Genomic DNA, 4,838 nt, shown 5'->3' with positions numbered 1-4,838 from the left:
GATTTGTTTAGTTGTCTCTGAACCGTTTTTATTTATCGCAGCCCGATGATTATTTATAATGCAATTTTTATATCCCACAAAGCGACTTGGGCAAAAGATATAGTTACTACCATAAGAGGCAAAGACGAGATTTTGGCCTTTTCTCAAACGTTCCTTAAAATAAATTTTCTCACTCTCATCTTCACTATATTGATAGAGAGCAAAACGAATCAAGTTTTCAATAATTTCTTCTTTTGAAGAGACTAATTTAAGTTTCATAATGATGTTTTCCTTTTGTAAAACTTGATAGGTTAAATTTTAGATGCCGAGGGCCGTCTGAAATTTTTTTACTCCGGCTTAAACACGCCAGTATCCGTTTTAGGCTGCTGCTCGGCAATTTCGGCTTTTGCCACTGCCTGTTCCGCTTCTGCTTTTTCGGCTTCGATGCGTTTTTTCTCGGTTAGGTATTGGTTGATTTGGTGTACCAATTCCTGCGTACCTTGGTGGGTTAGTGCGCTGATTTGGAAGAGGCGCGGGGTTTCCATGTCGAATTGGAAGCGGTCATCGGGTTTGGGGTAATCCCAGCCGATGGCTTCGAGGAAGGCGGCGCTACGCGCTTGGGCTTCTTCTTCATCAAGCATATCGAGTTTGTTCAGAACCAGCCAGCGTGGTTTGTCGTAGAGTTCTTCGTCGTATTTGCGCAATTCGTTGATGATGGCGAGGGCTTCTTCGGCGGGATTGACGGCTTCGTCGAAGGGGGCCAAATCGACAACGTGCAACAGCAGGCCGGTGCGTGATAAGTGTTTGAGGAAACGGTGGCCTAGGCCTGCGCCTTCTGCCGCGCCTTCAATCAGGCCGGGGATGTCGGCCATGACGAAGCTGTGGTTTTCGTCGATGCGCACGACGCCTAAATTCGGATGCAGGGTGGTGAAGGGGTAGTTGGCGATTTTTGGACGTGCGGCGGATACGGCGGTAATCAGGGTGGATTTGCCGGCGTTGGGCATGCCTAACAAGCCGACGTCGGCGAGGACTTTAAGCTCGAGTTGCAGGGAACGGGTTTCGCCTTCTTCGCCGGGAGTGGATTGTTTGGGCGCGCGGTTGACGGAGGATTTGAAGTGGATGTTGCCCAAGCCGCCTTTGCCGCCTTTGGCAAGGCAGACGCGCTGGCCGTGGTAAGTCAGGTCGGCGACGATTTCGTCTGTATCGAGGTCGCGGATGAGGGTGCCGACGGGCATTTTGAGGACGATGTCGTCCGCACCTGCACCGTAGCGGTCGGAACCGTGGCCTTTTTCGCCGTTTTTGGCTTGGTAGCGTTTGACGAAGCGGTATTCGACGAGGGTGTTGGTGTTTTCGTCGGCTTCTGCCCAAACGCTGCCGCCTTTGCCGCCGTCGCCGCCGTCAGGGCCGCCGCGGGGTACGAATTTTTCGCGGCGGAAACTGGTTGCGCCATTACCGCCTTTGCCTGCGGCGACTTCGATTTTTGCTTCGTCGATGAATTTCATGGTGTTCTCTTATGGGTATTCGGTTGTTTCAGACGACCTTTGTTGATAGAGGAGCTTGGTGTCTGAACGGATAAAATGTTGCTTATTATAAAGGATATTTCGGTTTTAGGCCGTCTGAAATATGGTTTCAGACGGCCTTGGATTTATTGGGCGAGGGCTTGGTCGATTTCTTGGTAGAGTTGGGTGAAATTGGGTTCGCCAACGTAGGTTTTAAGGATATTACCGTTTTTGTCGATCAGGACGGAAGTCGGGTAAACCTGTGTGCCAAAGGCTTTTGCGGCCGTTTTGTCGGCATCGTACATGACGGTGAAAGGCAGGCCGTATTCTTTGACGTACTGATGGACGCTTTCGATAGGGTCGATGGGCTGGGCAATGCCGAGGACTTGGAAATTTTTGCCTTGATAGTCTTGGGCGGTTTTGATGATTTTAGGCATCTCGCTCACGCAGCCGGGGCAGGAGGGAAACCAGAAGTTAATGAGGGTAACTTTGTCTTTCAAATCGGAGTTGGTAATGATTTTGCCTTGCAGGTCGGGCAGGGCAAAATCAGGGGCGGCTTTGTTGCTGGGGATAAGGACGAAGGCAAGAAGTGCGCCGATCGTGGCAACGACAAGGAGTGTGAGTATTTTTTTCATGATGTGAGGTTTTGAATTGCGTGTGCTAAGGTTGGGGGAACGCTGATACTACGGCCGCTTTCGCTGCTAACGGGCATAAGGGTAACTTCGGCTTCGATGGCGGCTTTGCTGTTGGGCAGGGTCGCGGTTTGGCTGAGGATGATGTGGCGTGTGCCGATGTCTTTCAGACGGCCTGTAAAGGTCAAAACGTCGCCTTCAAGCGACGGGCGGCGGTAGCGGATATCGACGCGTGCAACAACGAGCATGATGCCTTTGAGTTCGGACAGAAGGTCATGCTCTTGGAAAAACGTCCAGCGCGCTTCTTCTAGAAATTCGAGATAGCGCGCATTGTTGACGTGGCCGTAGCCGTCGAGGTGGTAGTTGCGGACGGTCAGTTTCATCAGTTGAGATTGATGGGTTGGAACTCTTCGCGTGCGATTGGTTCGTGTTCGAGGTCGGTAATCACGGTGGAGAGTTGGATATCGAACCATTCGTTGAAAATGTCGGCGTCCAAATCCGGCCATTCGCTTTCGTCTTCGCACCAGTCGGCCAATTCGGCAGCAAAAATGTCTTCAAAACGCGCTTCGATCTCGTCCCATACTTCGTCGGCAGTTTCGCACGGGCGAACGAGGTAGGAGTTTGCATCGGCTTGGATATCTTCAAGCGTCAGGCCGTCAAGATGATTGCCGGGCAGGGATTTCAGCCAGTTCCAAAAAGGATCGAGGGGGATAAGCAGGAAGACGCTGCGGTTGACTTCGTACATGGTGTTTTCCTTGGTTTCTGTATAGTTGAATGATATAGCAAAGGTGGTGGACTGGCTATCTTTTGGGGGATAAAGGCCGTCTGAATTTCAGACGGCCTTTATTTTTGGAAACAATCAGAGGTTTTCTGATGGTGTTTGATACAGGGTTTGGGGATTGGCTGTATCGGGAATTTCTGCCGGAGCGGTTTGAGGGGCTGTTACCGGTTCGGAAGTGGCATTGCTGTCCACTAAGTCATCAATGTCGATGTTGTCGTCTTCGCTTTGAGGGAGCGTGCCGCCGGTTTGTTGGGTGCGGACTTTCATGTAAAGGTCGCGTGTGTAGCTGTATTTGTCGATGGCTGCGCCTTCGAGGCTGTCGGTCAGGTCGAGGAGCTCTTCACGGGTGTTGATGGCTTGCAGGCCGATTGTGCCCCAGCGTCCTGCTCTGGTGTGGAAGACGGCGTTTTTAACCGGATAGACGGTGGTAACGGCGTTGCCGACGGTATCGCGTACGGTAGACGGGCCGAGTAGGGGGACAACGAAGTAGTTGCTGTTTTTCCAGCCCCATGAGGCGAAGGTGTCGCCGAGGGTGTTTTTATTGCTGGGTACGCCGCCTGCACCGGCTACGTCGATTAAACCGCCAAGGCCGAAGGTGGTGTTGATGCCGACGCGGACGAGGTCTTCGCTGGCGCGTTTGACGTCAAGGCGCAGCACGTTGCTGCCGAAGCTGACGACATCGCGCAGGTTGTTGAAGAAGTTGATCACGCCGGTACGCACCGGTTTGGGCGTTACTTTGCGATAACCGCGTGCGACGGGGGAAAGGACGTATTTGTCTGCTTTGTCGTTGAACTTGGAAACGGTACGGTTGTAGCCTTCGTAAGGGTCGGCCGGATTGCGTTCGGCAAGTGCGGGAGCGGAGGCTATGCTGATGAGGAGGCAGAGGGAAGCGGTGGTTTTTTTCATGATTGCAACCAGTCTTTGATTTCGTAAAGTTCGGCCAGTGCGCGGACGGAATCGGGAATGTTTTGAATGGTCGGTTTTTTGTCTGTCCGGCGCAGAGCGTTGAGCAGCAGGGAAACGCAGGCTGAATCTGCTTTGCCTACTTGGCTGAAGTCTATGCTGTCTGTTTCTTTCAGACGGCATTGTTGTTCGTAGCGCGCAAAGGCGGAGGCAGTCAGGGTTTTGACGGTAACGTCGCCGCTGATGTAGAGCGTGCCGTTGCGTATTTCTGTTTGCATGGTGTCTTTATGATGTAAGGCACCATGCCGTCTGAACATCAGGCAGCATGGTGCGGGGTGGATTATTTACCGCCGTTTTTGGCTTTCAAGTCGGCAATCAGGCCGTCGATGCCTTTGGCTTTGATGGTTTCGCCGAATTGGTTGCGGTATACGGTAACCAAGCTTGCGCCTTCGACTGCGACATTGTATGCGCGGTATTTGTTGCCGCTTTGGTAAGTGGTGAAGTCCATGTTGACCGGTTTTTGGCCGGAAACATTGATTTCAGCGCGGACAACGACTTCTTTACCGCCTTTGTTTACGACAGGGTTGTCTTTGATGTTGACCTTGGCATTTTTGAATTTCAGCATGGTGCCGGAGTAGGTGCGGATCAGCAGGGTTTGGAACTCTTTGGTCAACGCTTGTTTTTGTGCGTCAGTTGCAGTACGCCATGGGTTGCCGACGGCCAAAGCGGTCATGCGTTGGAAGTCGAAATAAGGAATGGCGTAGGCTTCGGCTTTTTGGCGTGCAGTGTTGGCATCGCCGCTGTTGAGGATTTTCAGCACTTGAACGGAGTTTTCACGGACTTGGTTGACTGCGTCGGCAGGAGAGGCAAATGCCATGCTGATGCTCAATACGCCGATGCTCAATGCGCTGATGAAGGAAGTTTTTTTCATGGGAGTGTCCTGAATATTGGGTTGATATGTGTTTATTGTTTGTTTTGACCGGCAGATTCACTGTCTGCGTTTTTTTCGGCAAAGCTGGTCATGAATTTGCCGATAAGGTTTTC

The 4,838-nt window shown here is 51.8% G+C and carries 8 protein-coding genes; all 8 read right to left on the bottom strand.

Going from position 1 to position 4,838, the window contains the following annotated elements:
- Positions 1-258 (bottom strand): hypothetical protein (locus Q1M25_RS08130; RefSeq protein ID WP_300483763.1); only part of this gene is annotated, 258 nt, incomplete at its 3' end.
- A gap of 68 nt (positions 259-326) precedes the next feature.
- Complete coding sequence (obgE, locus tag Q1M25_RS08125) at positions 327-1,481, bottom strand: GTPase ObgE (protein ID WP_070695250.1); 1,155 nt, start codon at positions 1,479-1,481, stop codon at positions 327-329.
- Between the two features lie 143 nt (positions 1,482-1,624).
- Positions 1,625-2,113 (bottom strand): peroxiredoxin, encoded by a 489-nt coding sequence (locus Q1M25_RS08120; RefSeq protein ID WP_070695251.1) that lies wholly within the window; start codon positions 2,111-2,113, stop codon positions 1,625-1,627.
- Positions 2,110-2,493 carry a thioesterase family protein gene (locus tag Q1M25_RS08115; RefSeq protein WP_300483760.1) on the bottom strand — a complete coding sequence of 128 codons (384 nt, stop codon included), beginning with the start codon at positions 2,491-2,493 and terminating at the stop codon, positions 2,110-2,112. Before Q1M25_RS08115 ends, Q1M25_RS08120 begins: the two co-directional genes overlap by 4 nt.
- A complete protein-coding gene (locus Q1M25_RS08110) occupies positions 2,493-2,855 on the bottom strand; it encodes a hypothetical protein (protein WP_003681812.1) in 363 nt (120 codons plus the stop codon). The genes Q1M25_RS08115 and Q1M25_RS08110 overlap by 1 nt, the downstream gene beginning before the upstream one ends.
- 114 nt (positions 2,856-2,969) lie before the next feature.
- Positions 2,970-3,797 (bottom strand): MlaA family lipoprotein, encoded by an 828-nt coding sequence (locus Q1M25_RS08105; RefSeq protein ID WP_070695253.1) that lies wholly within the window; start codon positions 3,795-3,797, stop codon positions 2,970-2,972.
- The gene (locus Q1M25_RS08100) at positions 3,794-4,072 is read right to left on the bottom strand and encodes an STAS domain-containing protein (RefSeq protein ID WP_036493932.1); all 279 of its coding nucleotides are present in this window, start codon (positions 4,070-4,072) and stop codon (positions 3,794-3,796) included. The genes Q1M25_RS08105 and Q1M25_RS08100 overlap by 4 nt, the downstream gene beginning before the upstream one ends.
- A 62-nt stretch (positions 4,073-4,134) precedes the next feature.
- Positions 4,135-4,725, bottom strand: a complete 591-nt coding sequence (locus Q1M25_RS08095) for a phospholipid-binding protein MlaC (RefSeq protein ID WP_070695254.1) — start codon at positions 4,723-4,725, stop codon at positions 4,135-4,137.
- Positions 4,726-4,838: the final 113 nt, after the last annotated feature.

Source organism: uncultured Neisseria sp. (assembly GCF_951230505.1).
In the GTDB taxonomy this organism is placed as follows: Bacteria; Pseudomonadota; Gammaproteobacteria; order Burkholderiales; family Neisseriaceae; genus Neisseria.
The sequence above is the reverse complement of the archived record's forward strand: the minus strand, read 5'-3'. Positions and strand labels throughout refer to the sequence as shown.